This is a genomic window from Streptomyces sp. NPDC002306 (genome assembly GCF_053593435.1).
In genome coordinates this window covers 262,894-289,891 of record NZ_JBSFCK010000001.1, presented here as the reverse complement: position 1 = coordinate 289,891, position 26,998 = coordinate 262,894, and the positions used below count along the sequence as shown (strand labels likewise).

Annotated in this window: 24 protein-coding genes and 1 tRNA gene; 12 read left to right on the top strand and 13 right to left on the bottom strand. The window is 72.3% G+C overall.

Features of this window, described 5'->3' with window-relative positions; all coding sequences use genetic code 11:
• The first annotated feature begins 4 nt into the window (after window positions 1–4).
• Entirely contained in the window at window positions 5–1,855 is a 1,851-nt protein-coding gene (locus ACWCQK_RS01255) for an ABC transporter ATP-binding protein (protein WP_451150540.1), read from the top strand.
• Window positions 1,856–1,930: 75 nt separating this feature from the next.
• Here the strand turns inward: ACWCQK_RS01255 and ACWCQK_RS01250 are convergent, their stop codons facing one another.
• Genes ACWCQK_RS01250 through ACWCQK_RS01240 form a run of 3 tightly spaced genes read right to left on the bottom strand, consistent with a single transcriptional unit; the run spans window position 1,931 to window position 5,042 of the window.
• Entirely contained in the window at window positions 1,931–2,461 is a 531-nt protein-coding gene (locus ACWCQK_RS01250; RefSeq protein ID WP_385786845.1) for an NUDIX hydrolase family protein, read from the bottom strand.
• A 24-nt stretch (window positions 2,462–2,485) separates the two neighbouring features.
• On the bottom strand, window positions 2,486–3,637 hold the full coding sequence (locus ACWCQK_RS01245) for an amidohydrolase family protein (protein ID WP_451150537.1): 1,152 nt from the start codon (window positions 3,635–3,637) through the stop codon (window positions 2,486–2,488).
• 1 nt (window position 3,638) lies between these two features.
• Window positions 3,639–5,042 (bottom strand): glutamine synthetase, encoded by a 1,404-nt coding sequence (locus tag ACWCQK_RS01240; RefSeq protein WP_451150535.1) that lies wholly within the window; start codon window positions 5,040–5,042, stop codon window positions 3,639–3,641.
• Between the two features lie 524 nt (window positions 5,043–5,566).
• On the opposite strand from ACWCQK_RS01240, the gene ACWCQK_RS01235 reads away from it, so the two are divergent.
• Window positions 5,567–6,442, top strand: coding sequence for a Cof-type HAD-IIB family hydrolase (locus ACWCQK_RS01235; RefSeq protein ID WP_451150533.1), 876 nt, complete (start codon window positions 5,567–5,569; stop codon window positions 6,440–6,442).
• A 142-nt stretch (window positions 6,443–6,584) separates the two neighbouring features.
• Window positions 6,585–7,829, top strand: a complete 1,245-nt coding sequence (locus ACWCQK_RS01230) for an amidohydrolase (protein ID WP_451150531.1) — start codon at window positions 6,585–6,587, stop codon at window positions 7,827–7,829.
• Here ACWCQK_RS01230 and ACWCQK_RS01225 read toward each other — a convergent pair.
• Window positions 7,819–8,637, bottom strand: coding sequence for an SAM-dependent methyltransferase (locus ACWCQK_RS01225; protein WP_451150529.1), 819 nt, complete (start codon window positions 8,635–8,637; stop codon window positions 7,819–7,821). The two genes, ACWCQK_RS01230 and ACWCQK_RS01225, sit on opposite strands and share 11 nt — an antisense overlap.
• Entirely contained in the window at window positions 8,634–9,548 is a 915-nt protein-coding gene (locus tag ACWCQK_RS01220; protein WP_451150527.1) for an alpha/beta hydrolase, read from the bottom strand. The genes ACWCQK_RS01225 and ACWCQK_RS01220 overlap by 4 nt, the downstream gene beginning before the upstream one ends.
• Window positions 9,549–9,664: 116 nt before the next feature.
• Here ACWCQK_RS01220 and ACWCQK_RS01215 point away from each other — a divergent pair, with 116 nt between their 5' ends.
• From ACWCQK_RS01215 to ACWCQK_RS01205, 3 genes are all read left to right on the top strand, one after another.
• Complete coding sequence (locus ACWCQK_RS01215; RefSeq protein WP_451150525.1) at window positions 9,665–10,852, top strand: thiolase family protein; 1,188 nt, start codon at window positions 9,665–9,667, stop codon at window positions 10,850–10,852.
• An 81-nt stretch (window positions 10,853–10,933) separates the two neighbouring features.
• On the top strand, window positions 10,934–12,445 hold the full coding sequence (locus ACWCQK_RS01210) for a long-chain-fatty-acid--CoA ligase (RefSeq protein ID WP_451150523.1): 1,512 nt from the start codon (window positions 10,934–10,936) through the stop codon (window positions 12,443–12,445).
• A gap of 103 nt (window positions 12,446–12,548) precedes the next feature.
• Window positions 12,549–13,322, top strand: coding sequence for a sulfite exporter TauE/SafE family protein (locus ACWCQK_RS01205; protein WP_451150521.1), 774 nt, complete (start codon window positions 12,549–12,551; stop codon window positions 13,320–13,322).
• A gap of 67 nt (window positions 13,323–13,389) precedes the next feature.
• Here ACWCQK_RS01205 and ACWCQK_RS01200 read toward each other — a convergent pair whose 3' ends face one another.
• Entirely contained in the window at window positions 13,390–14,178 is a 789-nt protein-coding gene (locus tag ACWCQK_RS01200) for an HAD-IIA family hydrolase (protein WP_451150519.1), read from the bottom strand.
• 186 nt (window positions 14,179–14,364) lie between these two features.
• On the opposite strand from ACWCQK_RS01200, the gene ACWCQK_RS01195 reads away from it, so the two are divergent.
• On the top strand, window positions 14,365–14,712 hold the full coding sequence (locus ACWCQK_RS01195) for a hypothetical protein (protein ID WP_451150517.1): 348 nt from the start codon (window positions 14,365–14,367) through the stop codon (window positions 14,710–14,712).
• A gap of 10 nt (window positions 14,713–14,722) precedes the next feature.
• A complete protein-coding gene (locus tag ACWCQK_RS01190) occupies window positions 14,723–15,469 on the top strand; it encodes a cobalt-precorrin-6A reductase (RefSeq protein ID WP_451150515.1) in 747 nt (248 codons plus the stop codon).
• 27 nt (window positions 15,470–15,496) lie between these two features.
• Here the strand turns inward: ACWCQK_RS01190 and cobF are convergent, their stop codons facing one another.
• Both cobF and ACWCQK_RS01180 read right to left on the bottom strand, forming a co-directional pair.
• Window positions 15,497–16,270: a precorrin-6A synthase (deacetylating) gene (gene cobF, locus ACWCQK_RS01185; RefSeq protein ID WP_451150513.1), complete on the bottom strand. Its 774-nt coding sequence runs from the start codon at window positions 16,268–16,270 to the stop codon at window positions 15,497–15,499.
• An 82-nt stretch (window positions 16,271–16,352) separates the two neighbouring features.
• Window positions 16,353–16,871 carry a DUF309 domain-containing protein gene (locus tag ACWCQK_RS01180; protein WP_451150511.1) on the bottom strand — a complete coding sequence of 173 codons (519 nt, stop codon included), beginning with the start codon at window positions 16,869–16,871 and terminating at the stop codon, window positions 16,353–16,355.
• A 100-nt stretch (window positions 16,872–16,971) separates the two neighbouring features.
• On the opposite strand from ACWCQK_RS01180, the gene ACWCQK_RS01175 reads away from it, so the two are divergent.
• Window positions 16,972–17,045: transfer RNA gene (locus ACWCQK_RS01175), tRNA-Pro, on the top strand.
• 161 nt (window positions 17,046–17,206) lie between these two features.
• Here ACWCQK_RS01175 and ACWCQK_RS01170 read toward each other — a convergent pair.
• The 5 genes from ACWCQK_RS01170 to ACWCQK_RS01150 all read right to left on the bottom strand — a co-directional run bounded on the left by ACWCQK_RS01170 (window position 17,207) and on the right by ACWCQK_RS01150 (window position 23,433).
• The gene (locus ACWCQK_RS01170; RefSeq protein WP_451150509.1) at window positions 17,207–19,213 is read right to left on the bottom strand and encodes a beta-galactosidase; all 2,007 of its coding nucleotides are present in this window, start codon (window positions 19,211–19,213) and stop codon (window positions 17,207–17,209) included.
• 104 nt (window positions 19,214–19,317) lie between these two features.
• Window positions 19,318–20,208 carry a carbohydrate ABC transporter permease gene (locus ACWCQK_RS01165; RefSeq protein WP_451150507.1) on the bottom strand — a complete coding sequence of 297 codons (891 nt, stop codon included), beginning with the start codon at window positions 20,206–20,208 and terminating at the stop codon, window positions 19,318–19,320.
• A complete protein-coding gene (locus ACWCQK_RS01160; protein WP_451150505.1) occupies window positions 20,205–21,185 on the bottom strand; it encodes a carbohydrate ABC transporter permease in 981 nt (326 codons plus the stop codon). The genes ACWCQK_RS01165 and ACWCQK_RS01160 overlap by 4 nt, the downstream gene beginning before the upstream one ends.
• Window positions 21,182–22,495, bottom strand: a complete 1,314-nt coding sequence (locus ACWCQK_RS01155) for an ABC transporter substrate-binding protein (protein WP_451150503.1) — start codon at window positions 22,493–22,495, stop codon at window positions 21,182–21,184. Before ACWCQK_RS01155 ends, ACWCQK_RS01160 begins: the two co-directional genes overlap by 4 nt.
• Window positions 22,496–22,689: 194 nt before the next feature.
• Entirely contained in the window at window positions 22,690–23,433 is a 744-nt protein-coding gene (locus ACWCQK_RS01150) for a GntR family transcriptional regulator (protein ID WP_451150501.1), read from the bottom strand.
• Window positions 23,434–23,753: 320 nt separating this feature from the next.
• Here ACWCQK_RS01150 and ACWCQK_RS01145 point away from each other — a divergent pair, with 320 nt between their 5' ends.
• From ACWCQK_RS01145 to ACWCQK_RS01135, 3 genes are read left to right on the top strand one after another with little or no spacing between them, the layout of a single operon-like run.
• Window positions 23,754–24,773 carry a substrate-binding domain-containing protein gene (locus ACWCQK_RS01145; RefSeq protein ID WP_451150499.1) on the top strand — a complete coding sequence of 340 codons (1,020 nt, stop codon included), beginning with the start codon at window positions 23,754–23,756 and terminating at the stop codon, window positions 24,771–24,773.
• A gap of 6 nt (window positions 24,774–24,779) precedes the next feature.
• Window positions 24,780–25,853, top strand: coding sequence for an ABC transporter permease (locus ACWCQK_RS01140; RefSeq protein ID WP_451150497.1), 1,074 nt, complete (start codon window positions 24,780–24,782; stop codon window positions 25,851–25,853).
• Between the two features lie 2 nt (window positions 25,854–25,855).
• Window positions 25,856–26,770 carry an ATP-binding cassette domain-containing protein gene (locus tag ACWCQK_RS01135; protein ID WP_451150495.1) on the top strand — a complete coding sequence of 305 codons (915 nt, stop codon included), beginning with the start codon at window positions 25,856–25,858 and terminating at the stop codon, window positions 26,768–26,770.
• Window positions 26,771–26,998: the final 228 nt, after the last annotated feature.

The following is a 26,998-nucleotide window of genomic DNA, read 5'->3' as shown; positions in this document are numbered from 1 at the left end:
GGGCATGGGATCGCCTGAATCGCGCGCTGCTACGCCGGGCAAGGGCTCGGTGCTGCTCGCCCTTCGCTACTACGGACGGGAGTTGGTCCGGCTCAGGCTGCTCGCGGTGCCCGCGATGCTGCTGCCCGCGCTGGGCAACATCGGGATCAACTACCTCGCGCCGCTGGTCGTCGCGAAGCTCGTCGGCCATATCGCCGACGGCTCCGGCGCCGGCATGGACGTCGGCTCGACACTGCCGTACGTCCTCGCGTTCGCCGGGGCCCTGCTGGGCGCGGAGGCGCTGTGGCGGGCCGGCCTGCACTGCCTGAACCGCCTCGACGCCCTCGGCATCGAGCACCTCTACGTGATCGGCATGGACGAACTGTTCGCCAAGGACGCGGCGTTCTTCCACGACAACTTCGCCGGGTCGCTCACCAAGCGGGTGCTGAGCTTCGCCTCCCGGTTCGAGGAGTTCGTCGACACGGTGACCTTCCAGATCATGGGCAGCTTCGTGCCGCTGCTGTTCGGATCGGTGGTGCTGTGGCGCTACGAACCGCTGCTCGTCGTCGGACTCCTGGCGATGATCGCGCTGACCGCGGTGTGCGTGGTGCCCCTCATCCGGCGCCGTCAGGCGCTCGTCGCCCAGCGCGAGGAGGCGATCGCCCGGGTGTCCGGGCATGTCGCCGACAGCCTGATGAACATGGACACGGTCCGCGCGTTCGCCGCCGAGAGGAGCGAGGCCGCCGAACACCGCTCCCGCGTCGCGGAGTCGAGGCGCCTCACCCTGCGCTCGTGGGACTACGGCAACCTGCGCATCGACACGCTGGTCGCGCCGATGTCGGTGCTGACCAACGCGCTGGGTCTGCTGCTCGCGGTCGCCCTCGGCGGGGGCGGGCACAGCGTGGAGACCGTCGTGGTCGCCTTCACGTACTACTCCAACGCGACCCGGATCATGTTCGAGTTCAATCAGATCTACCGCCGCGTGGAGAGCTCGCTGACGGAGGCCGCGCAGTTCACCGAACTGCTGCTGACCTCGCCGACCGTGCTCGACCCGGTGTCGCCTGAGCCGCTGCTGCCCCGGTCCGCCGACGTACGGTACGAACAGGTGACGTTCGCCCACACCGGCGCGGGGACGCTGTTCGAGGGCCTCGACCTGACGGTCCCCAGCGGGTCGAGGATCGGTCTCGTCGGCCGGTCCGGCGGCGGCAAGACCACGCTCACCCGGCTGCTGCTGCGGATGACGGACATCGACGCCGGCCGGATCCTGATCGGTGGCCAGGACATCAGCCGGCTGAGCCAGGCCGACCTGCGCGGCCAGATCGCCTACGTGCCGCAGGACCCGGCGATGTTCCACCGCTCCCTGCGGGACAACATCGCCTTCGCCCGGCCGGACGCCACCGACGCCGAGATCCGGCGCGCGGCCGAGGCGGCGCACGTCACGGAGTTCGTCGACGGGCTCGTGGACGGCTTCGACACCATGGTGGGCGAGCGCGGGGTCAAGCTCTCCGGCGGACAGCGCCAGCGGGTCGCCCTCGCCCGGGCGATCCTGCGGGACGCGCCGATCCTGCTGCTCGACGAGGCGACCAGCGCCCTGGACTCCGAGAGCGAGATCCTCGTCCAGGAGGCGCTGTGGCGGCTGATGGAGGGGCGGACGGCGCTCGTGGTGGCGCACCGGCTGAGCACGGTCGCCACCATGGACCGGCTCGTCGTCCTCGATCGCGGCCGGATCGTCGAGCAGGGCACGCACCAGGAGCTGCTCACGGCCGAGGGCGCGTACGCGAAGCTGTGGCAGCACCAGTCGGGCGGCTTCCTCGGCGACCGGCCCGTCGGTGACGGGCCCGTCCACGACAAGCCCGCGGAGGCCGACCTGCACTGACCCGCGCCGGACCCGGCCCCGCCCGCCGGCGGGGCGGGACCGTGCCGGGTCCGCGGCGTACGGCGACGCGGCCGGTCAGGACGCCGACAGACCCGCGTGCGCGAGCGCCTGCCGGAGCAGGAACCCGTGACCGCCGGGCATCTCGCTCTGCACCGCGGGCGACGCGGCCTCCTCGGGGCTGAACCAGACCAGGTCCAGGGCGTCCTGACGCGGCCGGCAGTCGCCGGTGACCGGCACGATGTAGGCCAGGGACACCGCGTGCTGGCGCGGGTCGTGGTAGGGCGTGACGCCGTGCGTCGGGAAGTACTCGGCGACGGTGAACGGCTGGAGGGACACCGGGACCCGGGGGAGCGCCACCGGGCCGAGGTCCTTCTCCAGATGGCGCAGCAGCGCGTCCCGGACCCGCTCGTGGTGCAGCACCCGGCCGGAGACGAGGGTCCGGCTGACCGTACCGTCCGGTCCGATGCGCAACAGCAGTCCGATGCTGACGACTTCCCCGTTGTCGGCGACGCGGACGGGCACGGCCTCGACGTACAGGATCGGCATGCGGGCACGCGCCTGTTCGAGGTCGTCGGAACTCAGCCAACCGGGCGTGGTTTCGGTCATGTCAGACATTGTTCGATCATACTTTCAGTGGCTGTCGGAAAGCCGGTAGACCCGGCGGGCGTTGTCGGCTCCCGCCCATCGCGCGAACCGCAGCGCGTCGGGCAGGCTCAGTTCGTCGGCGTCCACCCGGTCCTGGAGCAGCTCGGCCAGGCCCCGGCGGAACGCCAGCGCGCCGAGCCAGTAGAACTCGGCCACACCGTAGGCGTCCGAGCTGTACAGCAGTTTGCGTGGTGGTGTGATCTCCAGTGCCTCCTCCAGGACCGCCCGCGCCCGGGCCGGCCCGACATGATGCAGGGTCAGGCCCACGTCCAGGTAAACCTGTTCGAACACCGTCGCCAGGTATCCGGCCTGACGCTGGTAGGGCCAGCAGTGCAGGAACAGGACCGGCACGGTACCGGCGACCAGATGGAGCCAGTCGGTCAGGCGGGTGGGGTCCACCCGGTGCAACCGGATGTCGGCGTCGCCGAAACCGGTGTGCAGCTGGAGAGGAAGGCCGAGGTCGACGGCGGTCCACAGCAGGTGGCGTACCAGGACGGGGTCGGCCAGCCGGCCGCCCCGCGCCGACCAGCGCCGGGCCCCTTCCGTGACCTCCGCCGTCCCGGGCCGCGCCGGGTCCAGGTCGAATCCCGTGCGGTAGGCGGCCACCGACTTCACCCCCACCACGCCCGGCCGCCGCACGGCCTCCTCCGCGGCGGACCGGAACGCCTGCCCGTACCCGTCAGGATCCACACCCCGCGCCATCACGGCCTCGGCGACGCTCTCCAGCCGCACCACCTCGTACGCCACCGCGCCCCCGCCGGCGCACTTGGCGAGCTCGGCCGCGGTGGTGACGGGCTGCGGGGCGAACCCGGTGTCGACGCAGAACACGTCCGTGTGCGCGGCGGTCAGGAAGCGGCGGTTCACCTCGCGCGGGCCCAGTGCGGAGCGGCGCCGCAGGTACTGCTCGGCGGGTGTGTGCCGGGGCAGGTCCAGCAGGGGCGCGCAGTGGCGGCGTACGGCGATGCCCGCCGGACTGTCGAACGGCGTGATGCCGCTGCCGGGCCACGCCTCGCCCTCGGTGAGCAAGGACGCGAACTCCTCGGCGTCCGGGGCGCCGGTGAGCACCCCGTGGCAGTGATGATCCGTCAGCGGCAGTGCGGCGAGCGCCTCGTGGACGGGTCCCTCGGACGCGCCCATCTCAGTACTTCCAGCGGTAGGCCGCCGCCAGCCCGGCGTCGTCCAGTCCGTCGGCGGCCGCGACCTCCCCCTGCCGTACGGCGATCACCGCGTCGGCCAGGACCGGCCCCAGTGCCGTGCGCAGCACCTCGTCCTCGCGGAACTCGGCGACCGCCTCCGCCAGCGAGACCGGCAGCCGGCGCACGCCGCGCGCCGCCGCCTCCTCGGCGGTGAGCTTCGCCGGGTCCCCGGTGATCTCCCCGGGCAGCGCCGCGCCCGCGGTCAGCCCGTCCAGTCCGGCCGCGATCAGCGCGCCGAGGGCGATGTAGGGGTTGGCGGCCAGGTCCACCGGCTTCACCTCCAGGTTGGCCTGCTGGGCCCGCCGTCCCGCCGTCCCGCGGACGACCCGCACGGCGGCCTCCCGGGTCTCCAGGCCCCAGGCGGTGAACACCCCCGCCCACTGGGACGGCCTGAGCCGCAGATAACTGGCCGGGCTCGGCGCGGTCACCGCGGTGAGGGCCGGGAGACGGGCGAGCAGCCCGGCCGCGAACGCCTCCGCGTCGGCCGTCATACCGTGCCTGCGGTCGCCGCCCGCGTGCAGGTTCGCCCCGTCGCGCCAGGCGGAGAGGTGGACATGGCCGCCGTTGCCGACCCCTTCGGCACAGACCGCGGGGGCGAAGGAGACCCGCAGTCCGTGCCGCAGGGTCACCGCGCGGATCGTCTGGCGCACCAGCACACTGCGGTCGGCCGCCGCCACCGGGTCCAGCGCGCCCACGGAGACCTCGAACTGCCCGGCCGCGTACTCGGGATGGAACTGGTCGACCTCGACGCCCTGCGCCGCGAACGCCGCCAGCAGGTCGGCCGCGCAGTCGCTGAGCTCCACCTGCCGGGTGGCGCCGTACGCCGGACCCGAGACGGCGGGCACGAACTCCCCGTCGGGAGCCGACCCGAGGCCGACGGCCCACTCGACCTCGACGGCCGCCCGGAAGGTGATGCCGTGGTCGCGTTCGGCGTCCGCGACGATCCGGCGCAGCAGCGTACGGCCGCACCCGGGATGCCGCTCGCCGTCCTGGGTGATCCGGTCCACCGGGGCCCATGCCCAGCCGGGCTGTCTGGACAGCACGACCACCCGGTCGAGGTCGGGGAAGAGGCGCAGGTCGCCGTCGGGGGAGCCGAGGACGTCGGTGGTGACGACGTGGTCGTCGGCCAGGAAGGTGTCGAACACCGGTGACATGCCGACGCCCCAGGCCACCGCGGACGCCAGCTTCGCGGTCGGGACCGTCTTCACCCGGGTGATGCCCGCGGTGTCGACGTAGGCCAGCACCACGCCGTGCACGCCCCGGCCGGTCAGCTCGGCGCTCAGCGCGGTGGCCCGCTCGACGTCACCGGGACGCCCGCCCGGGACGGGATCGGCGAGGGTGGTCATGGGCGTCCTCCTCGGCGGACCCGGCTCGACGGGCCCGGCTCGGCACACTCTGCTCGGGGGGCCTCGGCCCGGGGGCCCTGGCGGCCCCTGTCAGGGTCGCACGGCCACCGCGCCGAACAGCGGTACCGCGTCCGGCAGGCCGGAGCCGGTTCACCGGTGCGGGCACGGCACCGGCCCCCGGTCGGGCGGGTCGGGGAACGCGGCGACAGGCGGGGTGAAGTCCGGCGTCGCGACGCCGCGTTCGGGCGACGCGTCCGGGGCGGGCGCGTCCGTGTCGAGGTGGTCGGTGACGAGGGGGCCGGTGACGCCACGCGGATGTCCAGTGCTAACGCGCCGCCCGGCCGGCCGCCGCCCTCGCTCACGTAGCTCCCCCTCGGCCGCACCCGCGGACACCGCCGTCATGGTGCCGCCCGGTGATCAGCGTGTCCCGGGATTCGGCCGAGCGGTGCCCGTCCGGGGGCAGGGAGTCCCCGGCGGGTGCCCCGGTAGGCTGGAAGGACAGCCCCCGCCCCGGAAAGCAGGACATGCCGTACTCGCACGCGCCCCTCGTCACCCCCTCCGAGCCCCCGGCCGCGGCCGCGTGCGCCGACATCCGGCTCATCGTCACGGACATGGACGGCACGCTCCTGGACGACGACAAGCGGCCACCCGCGGGGCTGTGGGAGACGCTGGCGCTGCTGCGCGAGCGGGGCGTGCTGTTCAGCCCGGCGAGCGGACGCCAGTACGCCACCCTGGAGCGGCAGTTCGCCGAGGTCGCCGAGGGCATGGTGTTCATCGCGGAGAACGGCACCTACGTCGTACGCGACGGTGTCGAGCTGAGTTCCGACCCGCTGGAGACCGCCGTCGCCCACGAGGTCGTACGGGCGGCGCGCCGGCTCGTGGCCGAGGGTGTCGACATGGGCGCGGTGCTGTGCGGCAAGAAGTCCGCGTACGTGGAGCGGACCGACGAGGCGTTCCTCGCCGAGGTGCGCCGGTACTACCTGGAGCTGCGGATCGTCGAGGACGTCACCGCCGTCGACGACGACATCATCAAGGTGGCCCTCTTCGACTTCGGGGCCGCCGAGCGGACCACCGCACCGGCTCTGGCGCCGTTCGCCGCGACCCACCAGGTCGTCGTGTCCGGCGAGCACTGGGTCGACGTGATGAACCGCACCGCCGACAAGGGCGCCGCCGTCCGCCGGCTCCAGCGCGACCTGGGCATCACCCCCGCGCAGACCATGGTGTTCGGCGACTACCTCAACGACCTGGAGATGCTGGACACCGCCGAGTGGTCGTTCGCCATGGCCAACGCCCACCCGGAGGTCGTCCGCCGGGCCCGGCACCTCGCCCCCTCCAACAACGACAACGGCGTCCTGCGCACCATCGCCCGCGTGCTGGGACTCCCCGTCGCCAGGGGCTAGTCCGCCCAGGCCGCGGATGCCCCGGCCGCCGGGCGGCAGGGCCCCGCGGTCACCGGCGGTGGTCACGCGGGTGCGGTCCTGTGCCAAGGTGGGCCGCGTCGAGCTGCGCGCAGCAGCGGACCCCCCGACGAGAGGGAGCAGCATGACCGAGCCCGCCGCCGTCGCCCGCCTCGCCCTGGAGCTGACCTCAGGGCTGAAGACCGCCGAACTCGAGGACTTCTACCGGGACCTGCACCGTCACCCCGAGCTCTCCTTCCAGGAACACCGCACCGCCGACCTGCTCGCCGGACGGCTGCGCGCGGCCGGATACGCGGTGACGGAGAAGGTCGCCGGTACGGGAGTCGTCGGCGTCCTCACCAACGGCGAAGGACCGGTGGTGTGGCTGCGCGGCGACATGGACGCGCTGCCGGTGCGCGAGGCCACCGGGCTGGAGTACGCCTCCACCGTCGACGGCGTGATGCACGCCTGCGGCCACGACCTGCACGTCACCTGGCTGGCCGGGGCCGCCGAGGCGCTCGCCGCCGCCCGGGAGAGCTGGTCCGGCACGCTGGTCGTGGTGGGCCAGCCCGCCGAGGAGTCCGGCGGCGGGGCGAGCGCGATGGTCGCCGACGGGCTGCGCGAGCGCTTCCCGCGTCCGGACGTCGTCCTCGGCCAGCACGTCGCGCCGGGTCTGGCCGGTTTCTTCCCGCACACCCCGGGCCTGACGATGTCGGCCTCCGACGACGTCGACATCGTCGTGCACGGCGTCGGCGGCCACGGCGCGCGCCCCGAGTCCACGGTCGACCCGCTGGTCACGGCCGCGTACCTGGTGACCCGGCTCCAGACGGTCGTCTCCCGCGAGGTCGCCGCGAAGGACTCGGCGGTGCTGACGGTCGGCATGTTCCACGCCGGCACCAAGCGCAACATCATCCCCGCCGAGGCCCGGCTCGCCCTGAACCTGCGCACCCAGGACCCGAAGGTGCGCGAACGGATCCTCACCGCCGTGCGGCGCGTCGCCGAGGGCGAGTGCGCGGCGGCGGGCTGCCCGGTGCCGCCCGACGTCACGGTCCGGGCCGGCTATCCGAACACCGTCAACGACCCGGACCTCGACACGGAGATCGCCGCCGTGCACCGTGAACTGTTCGGCGCGCACACGGTGTTCGACTTCGGCCCGGCGATGGGCAGCGAGGACTTCTCGCTGCTGGCACCCGAGGGCGTGCCGTACGACTACTGGTACGTGACCTCGACACCCGCCGACGTGTGGCAGGCGGCGCCGGGGGACGACCTCGGCGAGAAGGTCGCCGCCGTGCCGGGCAACCACAGCCCGCTGTTCGCGCCCGACCTGTCGGTGCTCGTGCCCGGTGTGCGGACGCTGGTGTCGGCCGCCCTGAGCCGGCTCAGCGCTTGACGCCCACCGCGCCGTAGAGCGAGATCGGCCCGGGGCCGAGGTCCGACTCGCCCTCGGCGAGCTCCGGACGCCAGTCCGCCACGGACACGACCCCGGGCTCGACCAGGTCGAGCCCCTCGAAGAAGCGTGCCACCTCGTCCCGCGTGCGGGCCACCAGCGTCACGCCGCCCGCCGCGTAGGCCGCGATGCCGCGCTGTACGTTCTCCGGCTCCAGGTCGGCCGTCATCGCCGACAGGACCAGGCAGCTGCCCGGTGCCAGCGCCCCGACCAGCGTCTCGACCATCTCGTACGCCCCGTCCGCGTCCGCGACGAAGTGCATGAGCGCGATCAGCGACAGGGCGACGCGCCGGTCGAGGTCGAGGAGGCGCGCCGCCTGGTCGAGGATCGTCCGCGGCTCGCGCGCGTCGGCCTGGAGGTACTCCGTGAGCCCCTGCGGGGTGCCGCGCAGCAGCGCGCCGGCGTGGGCCAGCACGATCGGGTCGTTGTCGACGTAGACCACGCGTGCCTCGGGCGCGGTCGACTGGGCGATCTGGTGGAGGTTGGGTTCGGTGGGTATGCCGGAGCCGATGTCGAGGAACTGGCGGATTCCCGTCTCCCGCACGAGCAGACGCGTGGCCCGCTGCATGAACCAGCGGTTGCTGCGCGCGGCCCGTGGGGCGCCCGCGTCGATCGACGTGATCCGCCGGCCGAGTTCCTCGTCGACGGGGTAGTTGTCCTTCCCGCCGAGGAACCAGTCGTACACGCGCGCCGGATGCGGCCTGCTCGTGTCGATCTTCCGCACGGCGGCCCCCGCCCCGCTCCCGGTCACTCGGTGCTCCTCTGTTCGACGCCCTCGCCCACGCGTCCGAGCAGTCTGGCACGGTCGTTCCCCGGGACAGAGGCGATCTTCGGCCATGGTCCTTCGCCGTCCCGCGCGGTGAGCGCGCCGTCCAGGAAACGGGTCAGCACCGCGAGGACCTGGCTCTTGTCCCTCTCGTGGAACACCTCGTGCCGGGCGCCGGGCAGGAGGTGCTCGGTCAGGTTCCCGCCGCTGAGCCGCTCGACGCCGACGCGGCTGCCGGCGAGCGGTACCAGCCGGTCGTCCGTGCCGTGCAGCCACAGCAGCGGGAGCCGGCCGACGTCGCCGCCCTCGGCGACGGTCTCCAGGGTCCGTACGAACGCCTCCAGCGTGGGCCGCTTCATCGGGCCGTGCCAGACCAGCGGATCCGCCGCGTAGGCGGCGCCGACCGCCGGGTCGCGGGAGAGCGCGGCGGGACTGACCGGGATGTCCGGGATCTCGTCGTGGGCGAGCAGCCGGCCCGGCGTCTCCCACGCGCCGATCACCGGGCCGGACAGCGCCAGGGCGGTGAGCTCGTCGCCGTACCGCTGGGCGTGGCGCGCGGCGATCAGGCCTCCCATGGAGTGCCCCACCACGATCAGGGGCAGGCCCGGATGCCGGGCGCGGGCCAGCTCCGCCACGGCCCGCACGTCGTCGACCACGTCCTCGAAGTCCTCGATCAGCACCCGTTCGCCCGCCGACCTGCCGTGTCCCTGGTGGTCGGGCCCGAACACGGCCGCGCCGTGCGCCCGGAGCGCCCCGGCGACCCGCTCGTACCGGCCGACGTGCTCGCCGTAGCCGTGCACCAGCAGCGCGAGGTACCGCGGGCGCCCGTGCGGCCACTCGCGGGCGACGATCCGGCCCCGGGTGCCGGCGAGGACGTGCTCGCGGGGGTCGGCCATGACTCCTCCAGCTGCGTCGGCGAAGGTCTCGGGGGATCTTTTCAGGGAGTCGGACAACGGTCTATAGTCGAAAACTAGCAGTGCTAATTAAGCCGACGACGGTCAGGAGTCCTGTCGTGCGTCCCGTCCACTTTGCGGCCGCCCGCCGCACCCCCATCGGCAGGCTGCGCGGATCCCTGTCCGCGGTACGGCCCGACGACCTCGCCGCGACCGTGATCCGCGGCCTGGTCGCCGAGCTGCCCGCGCTGGACCCGGCCCGCATCGACGACGTCTACTGGGGGGCCGCCAACCAGGCCGGCGAGGACAACCGCAACGTCGCCCGGATGGCCGCGCTGCTCGCCGGCCTCCCCGAGTCCGTGCCCGGCGCCACCGTGAACCGGCTGTGCGCCTCCGGCCTGGAGGCCGTCACCACCGCGGCCCGCACCATCGCCGCGGGCGAGGCGGACATCGTGCTCGCGGGCGGCTCCGAGTCCATGAGCCGCGCCCCCTTCGTGCTGCCGCGCCCCGACGAGGCCCTGCCGCACCGCATCGAGACCGTCGACACCCGGCTCGGCTGGCGGCTGGTCAACCCCGCGATGAAGGACCTGCACGGCCTGCTGTCGATGGGCGAGACGGCGGAGGAGGTGGCCGAGCGCCACGGCGTCCCGCGCGAGCGGCAGGACGAGTTCGCACTGCGCAGCCACCGGCTCGCGGCCCAGGCCCGCAAGAACGGCGACTTCGACGACGAACTCCTGCCGGTGCGGCGCCCGGACGGCGTCCTCGTCGACGCCGACGAATGCATCCGCGAGGACACCTCGTACGAGAAGCTGGCGGGGCTCAAGCCCGTCTTCCGGCCGGGCGGCACGGTCACCGCGGGCAACGCCTCGCCGATGAACGACGGCGCGGCGGCTCTCCTGCTGGTCAGCGAGGAGGCCCTGAACGAGCTGGGCCTGGAGTCGCTGGGCCGCTACGTCGCCGGCGGCTCGGCCGGAGTCCACCCCGACGTGATGGGCATCGGCCCGGTCCCCGCCACCCGCCGGGTGCTCGCCCGCGCGGGCTGGGAGATCGGTGACGTGCAGGAGGCCGAGTTCAACGAGGCGTTCGCGGCCCAGGCCCTCGCCTGCGTCGACGCGCTCGGCATCGACCCCGACCTCGTCAACCCGAGCGGCGGCGCCATCGCCCTGGGCCACCCGCTCGGGTGCTCGGGCGCCCGCATCCTCACCACCCTGCTCCACCGCATGCGCCGCACCCGGGCCGAGCGGGGCCTGGCCACCATGTGCGTGGGGGTCGGGCAGGGCAGCGCGGTACTGGTCGAGCGGCACTAGCCGCACCCGTCGTCGCCCGTCGACGAACCCGTCCGCGGGGTGGCCGACGCCGAAGTCGCAGCAAGGAACGGAGCACTCCGCATGGCAACCCTGTCCGTCGCCGCCATTCTCTCCGAGAACGCCCGGCGGCGCCCCGACCGGACCGCCCTGGTCGAAGGCGACCTCAGGCTGTCGTTCGCCGAGGTCTGGCGGCGGGCCCGCGCCCAGGCGGGCGCGCTCGTCGGGCTCGGCGTGCGGCCGGGGGACCGGGTCGCCCTGATGGCGCCCAACACGGCCGAGTTCCCGCAGGCGTACTACGCGATCATGGCGGCGGGCGCCGTCGTCGTGCCCGTGCACCTGCTGCTGTCGCCGCCCGAGGTCGAGCACGTGCTGCGGGACAGCGGCGCGACCCTGCTGCTGTGCCACCCGGCGCAGACCGACACGGGCTCGGCCGCCGCGCGGGCGGCCGCGGTCCCGGTCGTCGCGCTGGGCCCCGAGTTCGAGCGGCTCGCGGCCGACGCCGAACCCCTGCCGTCGTACGTCACCCGGGCCGCCGACGACCCCGCGGTCGTCCTCTACACCAGCGGCACCACCGGTGTGCCCAAGGGCGCCGTGCTCAGCCACTTCAACCTGGTGATGAACGCGACCGTCAACGCCTTCGACGCCAACGACATCCGCGCCGACGACATCGCGCTGGGCGCGCTGCCGCTGTTCCACGCGTTCGGGCAGACGGTGTCGATGAACTCGACGTGGCGGGCCGGGGCGACACTCGTGCTGCTGCCGCGCTTCGACGCGGGGCGCGCGATCGAGCTGATGGTGAAGGAGGGCGTCAACACCTTCCACGGGGTGCCCACGATGTTCGTGTCCCTGGCCGCCGCGGCCGCCGACGCCGACGTGCTGCCCGAGCTGCGGGTGTGCGTGTCCGGCGGCGCCTCGCTGCCGGTCGCCGTACTGGAGCGGTTCCAGGCCGCGTTCGGGGCGGAGATCCACGAGGGGTACGGGCTGTCGGAGACCTCGCCGGCGGCGGCCGTGAACCAGCCGCTGTTCGGGACCAGGGCGGGCACCATCGGGCACCCGCTGTGGGGCGTGGACGTGGAGATCGCCCGGGCCGAGAACGAGCGGGCCGTCGAACTCCTGCCGGTCGGTGAGCTGGGCGAGGTCGTCATCCGCGGCCACAACGTCTTCTCCGGCTACCTCGGCCGTCCGGAGGCGACCGCCGAGGCGCTCGTCGACGGCTGGTTCCGCACCGGCGACCTCGGCACCAAGGACGAGGACGGCTTCCTGCGGATCGTCGACCGCAAGAAGGACGTCATCATCCGGGGCGGCTTCAACGTCTACCCGCGCGAGGTCGAGGAGGTGCTCGTACGGCATCCCGGCATCGCCCAGGTCGCCGTGATCGGGCTCCCGGACGAACTGCACGGCGAGGAGGTGTGCGCCGTCGTCGTGCCCGCCCCGGGCACCCACCCGGACGGCGCGGAGCTCGTCGCGTGGTCCAAGGAGCGGCTGGGACGCCACAAGTACCCCCGGCGCGTGGAGTTCACGGACGCGCTGCCGCTCGGGCCCAGCATGAAGGTGCTCAAGCGGGAGCTGCGGGCGCGGTACTCGGCGGGCTGACCGGCGCTGACCGGCCCTGACCGGCCGCGCGCCCGGGGTGGGGACCGGCCGGTGGGACGCCCCTTACGGCCGCCGGTTGCGTGCGCATAGCATCGGTCTCCGCATGAACACGATGACGCTCTGGCACATATCCGGCGGGGAGTTCGCCGCCCTCGCCTCCGCGGCGCTGCTCGTCGGCTTCTCGAAGACGGCCGTCAGCGGGGCCAACACGGTCAGCCTCGCGATCTTCGCGGCGGTGCTGCCCGCCCGCGCCTCCACCGGGGTCCTGCTGCCGATCCTGATCGCCGGTGACGTGCTCGCCGTCCTCACCTACCGGCGGCATGCCCACTGGCCCACGCTGTGGCGGCTGTTCCCGGCGGTGGCGGCGGGCGTGGTCCTCGGCGCGCTGTTCCTGGTGTGGGCCGACGACGGTGCCGTACGGACCTCGATCGGCGCCATCCTGCTGCTGATGGCCGCGGTGACGGTGTGGCGGCGGCGCGGGGCCGAGGCCGCGGCGGAACCCGACGCGGTGACCGGTCCGGCCGGGCGCCTGAAGGCCCGCTTCTACGGCGTCCTCGGCGGCTTCACGACCATGGTCGCCAACGCCGGTGGCCCGGTGATGTCGCTGTACCTGCTGTCGGCGGGCTTCCGGAAGCTGGGCTTCCTGGGCACCTCGGCGTTCTTCTTCCTGATCGTGAACATCTCCAAGGTGCCCTTCAGCGTGGGCCTGGGCCTGATCGACGGCCGCTCGCTGCTGCTCGACGCCGTGCTGGTGGTGTTCGTCGTGCCCGGTGCGTTGTTCGGCAAATGGGCTGTGAACAGGATCAACCAGCGGCTCTTCGAGCAGCTGGTGATCGCGGCGACGATCGTGGGCGGTGCGCAGCTGCTGCTGCGCTAGCCGTAGCGCCGGCCGCCGCGCGGGCTTTCCCGCAGGCTTCGGCACCGGCCGCGTCGTGCGTCGGCGGCTACAGGCCCAGCAGGGCGGGCAGGTCCGCGAACGAGTCGATCACGTGATCCGGTGTGCCGCTCGCTTCCCGGTGCGTCCGCGGGAGGTACTTGCCGGTGCGCACGAGCACTCCGGTCAGGCCCGCGCGCTGCGCCGCCAGGACGTCCGACTCGATGTCGTCGCCCACCATCAGCGCCTCGCCGGGACCGGCCCCGAGCCGGGACAGCGCCGCCCCGAAGAACGCGCGCGACGGCTTCCCGGTGACCTCGGCCTCGGTCCGCGCGGCCGCTTCCAGCCCCAACAGGAAAGCCCCGGAGTCGAGTCGCAGCCCCCGCTCGGTCCGCCAGTACAGGTTGCGGTGCATGGCGACCAGCCGCGCTCCGCGCTGGAGGTGCCCGAAGGCCCGGTTCAGGGCCGCGTAGTCGAACTCCGGCCCGGCACCCCCGACGATCACCACGTCCGGCACGGTGTCGGTGTCGTCGTCGGCCAGCAGGCTCACACCAGCGAGGTCGTCCTCGATCCGCCCGCTGTTCAGCAGCGCGCAGCGGGCGCCGGGCAGCCGCTCGGCCAGGTGGGCGGCGGTGGCGGCGGACGCGGTGAGCACGTCCTCGGCGGTCACCGGAAACCCCGCGTCCCCCAGGGCGGTCGCGATCGACGCCCGTGTCCGGGACGTCGTGTTCGTCACCAGGACCACACCGAGACCCGCGTCCCGGATCCTTCGCAAGGCCTCCACCGCGCCCGGCAGCGGCTGCCACGACACGGTGAGGACTCCGTCGATGTCGACCAGGACGGCACGCACTGACTCCATGAGAGGGACGATAGCCACCGCGGCCGGCCCCGGCCCCCGGACATCACCCACCAGGACATCACCCACCCGGCCGAGACGCGCGCCCCATCACTCCCGTCACCCCCATCACTCCCACCGCGCCCGCCACTTCGACCGCTCCCGTGACTTCGCACGCTCCCCTCACTCCCGGAAACGAGGACCAGCACAGTGCCCGATCCGACCGCGCCCGATCCGACCGCGCCCGGCCCCACCGCGCCCGGCCCCACCCCATCCGACCCCAGCCCTCCCGACTCTCCGGAGCAGCCCCGGCTGTGGCAGGTGAAGATCGCGCACGTCGCCACGGCCGCCCGGCACGAGGAGCTGATGGACCGTCTGGCCGAGGTGCTGTGCCCCGACCCCGACCACGAAGGGCCCTGTGCCGTCCCCTGGGCCATGCACAGCGTCAACGGCGACTCGCTGTCGTCCCGGCAGCGGGCGGCGCTGCTGACCGAGATCGAGGAGACCAACCCCGACCCCGGGGAGGGCGGGGGCGAGGCGGCGCGGGGGGCCTCGTAGGCTCGTCGCCATGTCCCCGCACATCCTGGTCCTCGGCGGCACCACCGAGGCCCGCCGGCTCGCCGCCGACCTCGCGGCGCGACCCGGGGTGCGCGTGACCACCTCCCTCGCGGGACGCGTGGCACGGCCGGGCGCTCTCGACGGGGACGTACGCGTCGGGGGGTTCGGCGGCGCGGAGGGGCTCGCCGCGTGGCTGCGCGCGCACCGGGTGGACGCCGTGGCCGACGCCACCCACCCCTTCGCCGCGGGCATCACCGCGAACGCGGCCCGCGCCACCACGGCGACCGGGCTGCCGCTGGTCGTGCTGCGCAGGCCGGGCTGGCAGCCGGTCCCCGGGGACCGCTGGCACCCGGTCGCCTCCCTCGACGCCGCCGCCGAACTGCTGCCGAGCCTCGGCCGGCGGGTCCTGCTGACGACCGGACGCCTGGGACTCGCGGCCTTCGCCCGGCCGACCCGACTCCACTTCGTCGTACGGACCGTGCAGGCGCCCGAGCCGCCGCTGCCGCCGGACGCGGAGGTGCTGCTGGCCCGCGGACCGTTCACCCCGGCCGACGAGTCGGCGCTGCTGCGCGCGCACCGCATCGACGTACTGGTGACGAAGGACAGCGGGGGCACGGCGACGTCGGCCAAACTCACGGCCGCCCGTGAACTGGGCCTGCCCGTCGTGGTCGTACGCCGTCCCGCGCTCCCGGCGGGCGTGACGGCGGTGCCCGATGTCGCGTCGGTCCTCGGCCGCCTGGGCTTCGACCGGCCCTGAGCGCCGGGGCGCGCGGCCGGCCGGGGGCTAGCGGGCGCCGGGGTCGCGGCGCAGCAGATACGTGTCCATGATCCAGCCCTTGCGTTCACGGGCCTCGGCGCGCAGCCGCTCGATGCGCGGTGCGGCCTCGGCGATCGGACCCGAGGCGAGGATCTCGTCCGGGGTGCCTATGTAGGCGCCCCAGTAGATGTCCATGTCCTGGTCGGCGTACCGCCGGAAGGCCTGGTGCGCGTCGAGCATCACGACCACGTCGTCGACGTCCTCGGGGAAGCCCTCGGCGAGCCGCCGCCCCGTGGTGATCTGCACCGGACGCGCCACCCGGTTCAGCCCCGTGCGGTGCCGGGCGACGAGCGCCGAGACACTGCTGATGCCGGGCACGACGTCGTACTCGAAGGCGACCTCGCCGCGCCCGAGGATCTCCTCCAGGATGCCGATCGTGCTGTCGTACAACGACGGATCGCCCCACACCAGGAACGCGCCCCGGTCGTCCTCGCCCAGCTCCTCGGCGATCAGCCGCTGGTAGATGTCGGCGCGCGCGCTGCGCCAGTCCCCGACGGCGGGGGAGTACGCGTCGCCTCCCGCGCGGCGGTCCCGCTCCGGGTCGCGTGCCTCGACCACGCGGTACGTCCCCTCCGGCACGTGGGTGTCGAGCAGGTCCCGGCGCAACCGCGTGAGGTCGCCCTTCACCTCGCCCTTGTCGAGGAGGAAGAAGACGTCCGTGCCGCGCAGCGCCCTGACCGCCTGGAGGGTCAGCTGCTCGGGGTCGCCCGCGCCGATACCGATGACATGAATCCTTCGCACGCCCCGAGTCTGCCGTACGGCACCGACGACGCGTGCACCGCGTCCGCGCCCACCTGCGCCGACGCCCCCGGCCGAGTCCCTTTCAGCGGGCCGCGTGCCCGCGCAGCCGGGGCGCCCGCGCCCGCGCGTCCACGGTCCGCACGCCGGCCTCCACCTCGTCCGCCAGCTCCCGGGCCCAGGCGGTCAGCCCCGCGAGATCCATCCCGTACGGGTGGGCCCCGGCGGCCGTCGCCCACTCCTCGACGGCCGCCGCCCCGCGCCGCAGCAGCCGTACCCCGCCCGTGTCGTTCCCCCGGGCCGCGTGCGTGAGCCCCACGGCGAGCTGGGCCAGTCCGCGCCACAGGGCCCGCTCCTGGTCGGGTCCGGCTTTCCAGGCGTCCTCGAAGACCTCGTGCGCGTGGAACGGCTTCCCGTCGTCCAGCAGTGCCTGTGCCTCGGCGACGGTCTGTCCGGGGGTACGGGGGACACCCTCCGGCTGCCGTTCCACACCGGCCGTGCCGTACGGCAGCGGCCGCCCGAGCCCGTCCCGGGGCCGGGCGCTGCGCGGCCGTCCCTCGCCGTCCCGGTCCCGTGCGCCATCCGTACCCCAGGTGCCACTCATACGCCGATTGTCCCGCTCCCCGGTGCCCCTTTCGATGCGGCCCACGGTGTGGGGTAAAGTACTTTTCGCGTGATCACGCGGTTCGCCGCGTCGGACGCACCGGGACGTGGCGCAGCTTGGTAGCGCACTTGACTGGGGGTCAAGGGGTCGCAGGTTCAAATCCTGTCGTCCCGACTCGAAGGAGTCGCAGATCAGGGGCCGTTTCAGAGAGATCTGAAACGGCCCCTGATCCGTTGCTGCCGCAAGGCGCCCCTGGAGTCGGCCCGCCAGGCGTCCGGCGCCGGGCGGGCCGGTCCGGAACCGGTGTCCGGTCCGCGGCCCGCCCGGGGCCCGGCTCACCGTTCCCGCGGCTCCCGTACGACGGCGACCTCGCCCGGCGGGACCGTCACCGAGCCGGTGACTTCCTTGCCGGTGAGGAGCTCCACCGCGCCGTCCGCGACGGCGACCTCCGCGCCCGCCCCGCCGTGGTCGATCAGGAACAGGTAGTCCGCGTCGGCACCCCGGCGCCGGACCGCCTCGACGCCGGGCGGCGTCGTACGCACCGGTGCGACGCCCGCCTCGGCGCGGATCCGGTCGAGGAGCGCGGCGAGCGTGTCCGGGTCGGGCCGGGTGGCCAGATACCAGGCGCTGCCCGTGCCGTACGCGTGCCGGGTCACGGCCGGCCCGCCGCTCAACGGGCCGTCCGTGTAGGAGGTGACCGTCTCGGCACCCGCCGGGCGCACCCGCTCCGACCACAGCGAGGCCGTGCCGCCGCCGCTCAGGCCGAGCGTCTCACCGGGCAGCAGCGGGAACAGCTCGTCCGTGCGCACGCCCAGTGCCTCCCGGAACGCCCCGGGGTAACCACCCAGCCGCACATGGCAGTTGTCGTCCACCATCCCGCTGTGGAAGCCGACGGCCAGCGTGCCGCCCCGCTCGGTGTACCCGGTGAGGTTCGCCGCGCCCGCGTCGTCGACCAGGTACAGGCTCGGGGCCAGGACCAGACGGTACGCGGAGAGGTCCGCGTCCGGCCGGACGAAGTCGACCGCGACCTGGGCCCGCCACAACGGCTCGTACCAGGAGCGCACCAGGTCCAGGTAGCGCAGTGCGCCGCTCGGCTGCGAGGGCAGCTCCAGGGCCCAGCGGGCGTTCCAGTCCCAGACGATGGCGACCTCGGCCGTGCCGGTGCTGCCGCGCACCTCGGCCAGGGCTTTGAGGTCCGCGCCCAGGCGGACCACGTCCTGCCAGATCCGGCTGTCGGTGCCCGCGTGCGGCAGCATCGCCGAGTGCCACTGCTCGGCGCCCGCCTTCGCCGCCCGCCACTGGAAGTACGCGATGCCGTCCGCGCCGTGCGCCACATGGGCGAGGGCGTTGCGGCGCAGTTCGCCGGGACCCTTGGCGCGGTTGACGGGCTGCCAGTTCACGGCGCCGGTGGAGTGCTCCATCAGCAGCCAGGGGCCGCCCGCGAGGGAGCGGGTCAGGTCGCCGCAGAGCGCGACGTCGATCTCCGACTCGGGGTCGGCGGACTGGAGGTAGTGGTCGTTGGAGACGAGGTCCAGCTCCGGGGCCCAGCGCCAGTAGTCCAGGGCGTCGAAGCTCTCCATCACCATGAAGTTGGTGGTGGCCGGGGTGTCCGGCGCGGCCGCGCGCAGCACGTCCCGCTCCGCCGTGTACAGCGACAGCAGTTCGTCCGAGCAGAACCGGCGCCAGTCCAGCTGCTGCGCCGGGTTGGGTACGGCGCCGGTGGCGCGCGGCGGCAGGATCTCGGCCCAGTCGTAGTACCACTGGCTCCAGAACGCCGTGCCCCAGGCGTGGTTGAGGACCGCCAGATCGTCGCCGTAGCGCGCCCGCAGCCAGCGGCGGAACGCCTGCGCGCTGGTGTCGCAGTAGCAGGCCGCGTTGTGGCAGCCGTACTCGTTGTGCACGTGCCACATGGCGACGGCCGGGTGACCCGCGTACCGCTCGGCCAGGGCGCCCGCCACGCGCAGGGCGGCGGTGCGGTAGGCCGGGCTGCTCGGGCAGAACGTCTGACGGCTGCCGTACGACAGCGTGCGGCCGTCCCGGTCCACCGGGAGCGCCTCGGGGTGGGCGCGGAAGAACCAGGCGGGCGGGGCCGCGGTGGGCGTGGCGAGGTCGGCGGCGATGCCGTTCTCGTGCAGCAGACCGAGGATCCGGTCCAGGCGCGAGAAGTCGTAGGCGCCCTCGGAGGGTTCGAGCAGCGCCCAGGAGAAGATGCCGACGCTGACCATGGTGACCCCGGCCTCGCGCATCAGACGCATGTCCTCGGCCCAGACCTCCTCGGGCCACTGCTCGGGGTTGTAGTCGCCGCCGTAGGCGATGCCGGGGACGGAGAGGGTGCGGTTCATCCGGCGGCTCCCCGCTCGTGGACCCGGGCGGTACGCGGATCCACGAGGACGGAGCCGGCGGGGGAGAAGTGGGGCACGGTGGTTCTCTTTCGCATGGAGCCGGGTCAGCCCTTGTTGGCGCCCAGGGTGAGACCGCTGACGAACTGCCGCTGGAGCGCGAAGTACACGATCAGTGTCGGGATCGCGGTGAGCAGGGCGCCGGCGGCGACCAGGTTGGGATCGGTGAAGTACTGCCCGGAGAGGTTGTTCAGGGCCGAGGTGATCGGCATGTTCTCGCCGGTGGAGATCAGGACGATGGCCCAGAAGAAGTCGTTGTAGATCCAGATGGAGAGCAGCGTCGCCAGGGCCGCCATGGCGGGCTTGCACAGCGGCAGCACGATCTGCCAGTACATCCGCCACACCGACGCCCCGTCGACGAGCGCGGCCTCGGTCAGCTCGTGCGGCAGCATGCGCATGTAGTTGCTCAGCACGAACGCGCAGAACCCGGACTGGAACGCCACGTGGATGAGCACCAGGCCGAGCGCGGAGTCGTACAGCTTGCCGCTGACGGTGATGCCGGGCAGGTCCACCAGGAGGTACAGGCGGTACAGCGGGGTGATGATGACCTGCTGCGGCAGCAGGTTGCCGGCCGTGAAGACCAGCAGCAGGAACAGGTTGAGCCGGAAGTCGAAGCGGCTGACGTAGAAGGCGACCATCGACGACAGCAGCAGCGTCAGCAGCACGGCCGGCACCGCGATGAGCAGCGTGTTGACGAAGTAGTGCGTCATGTCCGACTGCTCGAACGCGTTGGTGAAGTTGTCGAGGCTCAGTTTGTCCGGCCAGGACACGTAACCCTTGTCCGTGGTCTCCGAGTACGGCCGCAGGGCCGCGAGCAGCGCCCACAGCAGCGGGGCGAGCCAGACCAGCGAGGTGACGACGAGGAACACGTGCAGCAGGACCCGGGCCGGGCGGACCGGGGCGCGCTGCTTGCCGAGCGCGGCGGTGGGAGTGCTCATGCGCGCCGCTCCTTCCGGAAGGTGGCCACCAGATACGGGATGATCACGACGAGCGAGATCACCAGCAGGACGACGGCGATGGCCGACCCGTACCCGATGCGGCTGGACTCGCCGATGATGTTGTTGGTGACCAGGATCGACAGCAGCTCGGTGCCCTGGGCGCCCTTGTTGAAGACGAACACCAGGTCGAAGGCGCGCAGGGCCTCGATGATGGTGACGACCAGGACGACGGTGTTGGTGGGCCGCAGCGTCGGGAAGATGACGTTCTTGAACGTCTGCCACTCGTTCGCGCCGTCCAGCGCGGAGGCCTCCCGCAGCGACGGGTCGACACCCTTCAGACCGGCCAGGTAGAGGATCATCATGTAGCCGGTGTGGCGCCAGGAGGCGGCGATCAGAACGGCCCACAGGTTGAGGTCCGGGTCGCCGATCCAGTCGATGTAGTGACCCGGCTCGTTGGCCCCGATGAGGCTGTTGATGAGCCCTGTGTCGGGGTTGTAGACGAGCTGCCAGACGAACCCGGTGACCGCCAGCGACACGACGACGGGCAGGAAGAACGCGGTCTGGTAGACCCGGCTGAACCGGATCTGCTTGTCCAGCTGCACGGCCAGGAAGAGCCCGAACGGGGTCGGGATCAGGATGAGCGCGACGAACCAGATGATGTTGTGCTGGACGGCGGGCCAGAACTGCGGGTTGTTGGTGAACAGCTCCCTGAAGTTGTCCAGTCCGACCCACTTGATGGAGTCGAAGCCGATGCCGTCCCAGGTGGTGAAGGCCAGCGCGATCGAGGCGAAGGCCGTCAGCCACACGAGGGCGACGTGGAGGACCGTGGGCACGCCCGCCATGAGGGCGAGCGTGACGCGGTCGCGGCGGGTGAGCAGGCGCCCGTGGCCCTGCGCCACCCGCTTCTTGGAAAGCGCGGTGCCCGGAGGCGGCACGGCGGCCGCCTCCGGGGACTTCGTGGTCGTCTCGGTGCTCATGCGGATGCGAAGATCGTCTTCTTCTGGCGCTCGATCGAGGAGAGCAGGCTGTCGATGCCCTTGGGGTCGCGGACGAACTTCTGGAGCGCGGGCTGCATCACCGTCGAGGTGAAGTCCGGCCGGCTGTCGCGGTCCATGAACTGCGTGAGGCTCTTCGCCCCGCTGATCATGTCGTACGCCTTCTTCTGCAGAGCGGAGTACGAGGCGGTGTCGGCCTTGGACGAGGCGGCGACGACGCTCGGGTCGGCCTTGAGGTAGAGCGCCTCGGCCTCCGGGGTGCCCAGGAACTCGAGCAGCTTGAGGGCGCCGGCCTTGTTCTTCGGGGACTTGCTGAGCATGTATCCGTCGGTGGGGGCCTCGACGGTGTCCTGCCCGTACGCGGGGTCGATCTCCGGGAAGGCGAAGAAGTCGAGGTCCTCCAGGTCCGCCGGGTCCGTGACCTGCTGCGCCACGAAGGTGCCCAGGAGGTACATGCCGGCCTTCTTCGACACCAGCGTCTGCGCCGCGTCCTGCCAGGTGCGGCCCACTGCGCCGTCCTGGTGGTAGGGCAGGAGCTCGGCCCAGTGGTCGAAGACGGTGCGCACCTTGGCGTCGGTCCAGGACGCCTTGCCGGCCATCAGCTCGACGTGGAAGTCGTAGCCGTTGGTACGGAAGTTGATCTGGTCGAAGGTGCCGAGCGCGGGCCAGGCGTCCTTGTCGCCGAAGGCGATCGGGACCAGGTTGTCCTTCTTCATCTGCTTGCACAGGGCGACGAGTTGGTCCCAGGTGGTGGGGACCGTGTAGCCGTGGGCCTTGAAGACGCTCTTGCGGTAGAAGATCGCCCACGGGTACGTGTCCAGCGGCACGAAGTAGTACTTGCCGTCCTCGCCCTTGCTGAGCTTCTTCATCGCGTCCGGGAAGTTGTCCCCGATCTTGTCCCACACCTCGTCGAGCGGGGTCGCCAGGCCCTTCTTCGCGAAGAACTGCATGCGGTATCCGGCGAACCAGTTGAACACGTCGTCCGGCGTGCCCTGGAGGTAGGAGTTGATCTGCTCCTGGAAGGTGTTGTGGTCCTTCGTGTTGACATCGACCGTGATGCCGGACTGCTTCTTGAAGGTCGCGTAGATCTCCGCGTAGGCCTTCTTGGGCACGGCGTCCGAGCCGTTGGAGCCGAGGGTGACGGTCTTCGGGTCGGAGGCGGTGCCACTGCCGCCGCAGGCGGACAGCAGCGGTATCCCGGCACCGGCGAGGACGGCCGCGCCGCCGGCTCCGCGCAGCAGCGAACGTCGGCTGGGCCCCGGCACGGAGAGACCGGAAGAGGACAGGCGCATGGCGGCTCCTGAGTGACAGGGTTCGGTCAAGGGGAGAGCTGGCGCCCGAAAGGTCTTCGAAACCGATCAGAAACCAACTCGACCGAACATCGTGGGCGTAATGACAGTCGCATGTACTGGCGCAGTCAAGAGCTCCCGTGCCTCTTGCCCGAAACGTAATCGATACGGACGCCCGCGACTTGGCCCCCCGACGGCTACGGCCTGACCAGCAACTGGAAGTCGAAGGCGTACCGGGACGCGCGGTAGATGTGCGTGCCGAACTCGACGGCCCGTCCGGTGTCGTCGTAGGCCGTGCGGGTCATGGTCAGCAGCGCGGCCCCGGGTTGCTCGTCGAGGCGGGTGGCCTCCTCGGTGGTGGCGGAGCGGGCGCCGATGGTCTGGCGGGCGCTGTGCAGCGTGATGCCGGCGGAGCGCATCAGCCGGTACAGACCGCTCGACTCCAGCCCGGGGCGGTCGAGTTGGAGGAGTCCGGCCGGGAGGTAGTTGCGCAGGGAGGCCACCGGCCTGCCGTGCGTGTGGCGCAGCCGCTCCAGGACCGTGACCTCGGCGCCCTCCGCGAGTCCGAGGGCGGCGGCCACGTCGGCGCCCGCCGGGGCCGCCTCGTGGCGCAGCACCTCGGTGGTCGGACCCTGGCCGGCCGCCTCCAGGTCGTCGTAGAGGCTGCTGAGCTCCAGCGGGCGCTTGACCTGACGGTGCACCACCTGGGTGCCGACCCCGCGGCGGCGCACCAACAGCCCCTTGTCGACCAGCAACTGGATGGCCTGGCGGACCGTGGGCCGGGACAGCCCGAGGCGTACGGAGAGGTCGATCTCGTTGCCCAGCAGGTCGCCCGGGACGAGGGCCTCCCGGTCGATCGCCGCCTCCAGCTGCCGGGCGAGCTGGTAGTAGAGCGGGACCGGACTGATGCGGTCCAGGTCGAAGTGCACGGTGTCGAGCACCGGTTACCTCCCATCGCTCATGCGCCTCGGCCGTCGTCCAGGGGTACGTCCGGCCGCAGCGGGTAGATCCGTCCCGAGCCGTGATCGGGACGCCTCCAGGTGTAGGTCCCGACGGCCGCCGATGTCAATGCTTTGTACTTACATTCTGACCTTGTTGTGAAATGATGTCTTAACAAAGTATTGACAGTGGGTGGCGCCAGGGGATTTGATCCCGTCCCAGCGCAACAGCCTTTCTCGCGGCCCGTCCTGGGCCCCCGGATCTTCCCGGATCCTTCCCCCCGTCCCGTCGTTCCCCCGTCGCACAGTGAGGTGCAGGAAAGATGGATCGTTCCTCTCGTGTCCGCTCCCGCAGGCCGGCCCCCTTGATCGCCTTGGCGGCCGCGGCAGTTCTGACCCTCGCGGGCTGCTCCAGCAGCTCAGGCGGCAAGAAGGCCGAGGAAGGCGGGGACGGCGCCGCCGCGGGCAAGGCCACCACGCCCCGCATGACGGTCGCGCTCGTCACCCACCAGGCCCCCGGAGACACCTTCTGGGACATCGTCCGCAAGGGCGCGCAGGCCGCCGCCGACAAGGACAACATCAAGCTCGTCTACTCCGCCGACCCGAACGCCGGCAACCAGGCCAACCTGGTGCAGAACGCGATCGACCAGAAGGTCGACGGCATCGCGATCACGCTGGCCAAGCCGGACGCGATGAAGGACGTCGCGAGCAAGGCGGAGCAGGCCGGGATACCCGTGGTCGGCCTCAACTCCGGCCTGAGCGACTGGAAGAACCTCGGCCTGATGTCGTTCTTCGGGCAGGACGAGAGCGTGGCCGGCGAGGCGTTCGGCAAGAAGCTGAACGAGGTCGGCGCCAAGAGGACCGTCTGCGTGATCCAGGAACAGGGCAACGTCGGCCTCACCCAGCGCTGCGCCGGAGTGAAGAAGACCTTCCAGGGCGCCACCGAGATCCTCTACGTCAACGGCACCGACATGCCGTCCGTGAAGTCCACGATCACCGCCAAACTGAAGCAGGACAAGGCCATCGACTACGTCGTCGCCCTCGGCGCGCCGTACGCGCTGACCGCGGTGCAGTCGGTCGGGGACGCGGGCAGCGCGGCGAAGATCGCCACCTTCGACCTCAACAAGGACCTCACCACCGCCATCTCCCAGGGTGACATCCAGTTCGCTGTCGACCAACAGCCCTACCTCCAGGGCTACCTGGCGGTCGACTCGCTGTGGCTCTACAAGAACAACGGCAACTACAGCGGCGGCGGGGAGCAGCCGGTGCTGACCGGGCCGGCCTTCGTCGACAAGTCCAACGTCGAGCGGGTCGCGGCGTTCGCCGCGAAGGGCACCCGGTGATCTGAGATGACCCAAGCAACGGCACCGGCGGCGAGTTCCTCGTCGCCGGCCTCGCCGGCCGGTCACCGGGACGGGCGCACCGCCCGGCGCGCCCTGTGGCGCAGGCTGCTCGCCCGCCCGGAGGTGGGCGCGCTGATCGCCGCGATCGGCGTGTACGTCTTCTTCTTCGCGGTGGCCCCCTCCTTCCGTGACGCGGGCGCCCTGTCCACCGTCCTGTACCAGGCGTCCGTCATGGGCATCATGACGCTGCCGGTGGCCCTGCTGATGATCGGCGGCGAGTTCGACCTGTCCGCCGGCGTCGCCGTCACCACCTCGGCGCTGACCGCCGCCATCCTGAGCTTCCAGTTCACGGTGAACGTGTGGACCGGCGTGATCGTGGCCCTGATCGCCGCCCTGGCCGTCGGCGCCTTCAACGGCTGGCTGCTGATCAAGACCGGACTGCCCAGCTTCCTGGTCACCCTGGGCTCGTTCCTGATCCTCCAGGGCGCCAACCTCGCCGTCACCAAGATCTTCACCGGCAACGTCGCCAGCGACTCGATCGCCGACATGGACGGCTTCGGCCAGGCCAAGAAGATCTTCGCCTCCGAATTCAGCGTCGGGGGCGTGGACTTCAAGATCACGATCGTCTACTGGCTGGTGCTGGCCGCCGCCGCCACCTGGCTGCTGCTGCGCACCAGGTTCGGCAACTGGATCTTCGCGGTCGGCGGCAGCCAGGAGAGCGCCCGCGCCGTCGGTGTGCCGGTCGGCTTCACCAAGATCGCCCTGTTCATGGGCGTGGGCGCCGGTGCCTGGCTGGTCGGCATGCACCTGCTGTTCTCGTTCAACACGGTGCAGTCCGGCGAGGGCGTCGGCAACGAGTTCCTGTACATCATCGCCGCTGTCATCGGCGGCTGTCTGCTCACCGGCGGCTACGGCTCGGCGGTCGGCCCGGTCATCGGCGCCTTCATCTTCGGCATGGTCAACCAGGGCATCGTCTACGCCAACTGGAACCCCGACTGGTTCAAGGCGTTCCTCGGCGTCATGCTCCTCGTCGCCGCCCTCGTCAATCTGTGGGTCCGCCGCACGGCGACCCGGAGGTGAACATGACTACCAACGAAGCCGGTACCCACGGAGCCGTCGGGAAGGGCACCGCCCCGGACCTGGGCGCACCCGTCGTGGAACTGAGGGCCGCGGGCAAGTCCTACGGCAACATCCGTGCCCTGCACGGGGTCGACCTCACGGTCCACGCCGGCCGGGTGACCTGCGTCCTGGGCGACAACGGCGCGGGCAAGTCCACCCTCATCAAGATCGTCTCGGGGTTGCACCAGCACACCGAGGGCGAGTTCCTGGTCGACGGCGCACCGGTGCGCTTCGGCACCCCGCGCGAGGCCCTCGACAAGGGCATCGCCACCGTCTACCAGGACCTGGCGACGGTCCCGCTGATGCCGGTGTGGCGGAACTTCTTCCTGGGCTCCGAGATGACCAAGGGCCCCTGGCCGGTGCGCCGCCTCGACATCGAGCGGATGAAGCGGACCGCCGACGAGGAACTGCGCAACATGGGCATCGTCCTCGACGACCTGGACCAGCCCATCGGCACCCTCTCCGGCGGTCAGCGCCAGTGCGTGGCCATCGCCCGCGCCGTCTACTTCGGCGCCCGCGTGCTGATCCTGGACGAGCCGACGGCCGCCCTCGGCGTCAAGCAGTCCGGCGTGGTGCTGAAGTACATCGCCGCCGCCCGCGACCGCGGCCTCGGCGTCATCTTCATCACCCACAACCCGCACCACGCCTACATGGTCGGCGACCACTTCAGCGTGCTGCGCCTGGGCACCCTCGAACTCAGCGCCGACCGCGGCGAGGTCGGCCTCCAAGATCTCACCGACCATATGGCGGGCGGCGCCGAACTCGCGGCACTCAAACATGAGTTGGCGCAGGTCAGCGGTGTCGACGTCGAAGGGCTGCCCGAAGCGGCGGACCTCAGCGGGCCCGGCGCGCCGACCGCGCCCGAAGGGACCTCCTGACCTGCCCGACGCCCCCCTCGCGACCGTATCGGGGTCGGCACGGCCCGGCGCCCGGTGCGGGTGATCCCCCGGCGATCCTCGGCGGGCGCCGCCCCGGGAACGCCGCCGGGACGGGGTCGGGCGTCCTCGCCGACGCGGCGGCCGGCGAGGGGGCGTTCGGGAACCGGTCCCGGTCGCGGCGCGCACCCGCCGGTTCCCGCGCTCGTGCGGGGCGGGACCGGGTCCGCC